The organism is Shewanella sp. 4t3-1-2LB (genome assembly GCF_017368415.1).
Classification (GTDB): Bacteria; Pseudomonadota; Gammaproteobacteria; order Enterobacterales; family Shewanellaceae; genus Shewanella; species Shewanella fodinae.
In genome coordinates this window covers 1-255 of sequence record NZ_JAFNJD010000182.1, presented here as the reverse complement: position 1 = coordinate 255, position 255 = coordinate 1, and the positions used below count along the sequence as shown (strand labels likewise).

Sequence of the window (255 nt, the reverse complement as noted above, 5' to 3'; positions counted from 1 at the left end):
AACGTATTCAGTTACATACACAACAAAAGTTGCTGAGAACGATAATATTGCAGTGGCTTGCGCCGCTGTTTGAGCTGCGAGAGGCCATCGACAACGAACCTCAAATAATTGGAAAATTATCAGCCATCTCGGATTCCAGCGAATATGAATTTTTGCTTGCTCCCGTTTCGTCTCTCAAGCAATTCGTAAATCCTTTATTTGCATGCCTGAATAACCAACTCTCGAACTACCATGAGACACAACATTTTGCCTTTG

At 42.0% G+C, this 255-nt stretch carries 1 protein-coding gene; it reads left to right on the top strand.

Annotated features, from left to right (window positions below; translation table 11 throughout):
• Nucleotides 1–47 precede the first annotated feature (47 nt).
• The coding region (locus tag J3L11_RS19215) for a hypothetical protein (protein ID WP_207572021.1) at nucleotides 48–255 on the top strand (208 nt) is incomplete at its 3' end.